At 50.9% G+C, this 570-nt stretch carries 1 protein-coding gene; it reads left to right on the top strand.

The genetic code is table 11. The annotated features are described in order from the left end of the window. A partial coding sequence (locus tag D1227_RS13210; RefSeq protein WP_233352894.1) for a hypothetical protein occupies positions 1-423 on the top strand: 423 nt, incomplete at its 5' end. Positions 424-570 lie beyond the last annotated feature (147 nt).

Below are 570 nucleotides of genomic sequence, written 5' to 3'. Positions count from 1 at the left end.
GCAGCAGACATGAACGCCAAAATTGTCTTTGCGGTTTTCCTCGCCCTGCAGGTTTCGCTGAGCTTGTGCGAAATCCCTGCGCCAGAGGCCGAGCTTGTGGAAAAGTACAATGACCTGAAGAACACATTCATCAAAAGGCTTCACAATGCATACAACAAGATTGTGGCAGCGGCTGAGGCCAATGAGAACGCACAGGCTGCCAAAGACGCTGTCAATACTGGAGAACTGAACCGCTACATGCAGATTTCTGGACAGGTCGCTAGGGCTGTTGCTGAGGAGACATCCCCAGTTGTAGACAGGGCCCGCTCTGCTGCTCTCGGTGTCTACGGTGCCTACATGCGCCCAGTTATCGGCGAGTACCTGCAAGAAGCCATCACCAACATCAAGACTGTCCTGGATCAAGTCATGCCAGCAGAGAATTAGATCTAGTCCAAAGTGCACCATCTGTAGCCCACCTGTAACAGAGAATCTAGAAACTATGGTTCAGAGAAGCAATGCACAATGTGTCATCTGGCTCTCGTCTAACAACATTCACTTGAAAAGGAGGCCAAGCTCATGTCAGAACCAGCC

The organism is Henriciella mobilis (assembly GCF_003576315.1).
Lineage (GTDB): Bacteria > Pseudomonadota > Alphaproteobacteria > Caulobacterales > Hyphomonadaceae > Henriciella > Henriciella mobilis.
This window is presented reverse-complemented; position numbering and strand designations above follow the sequence as displayed.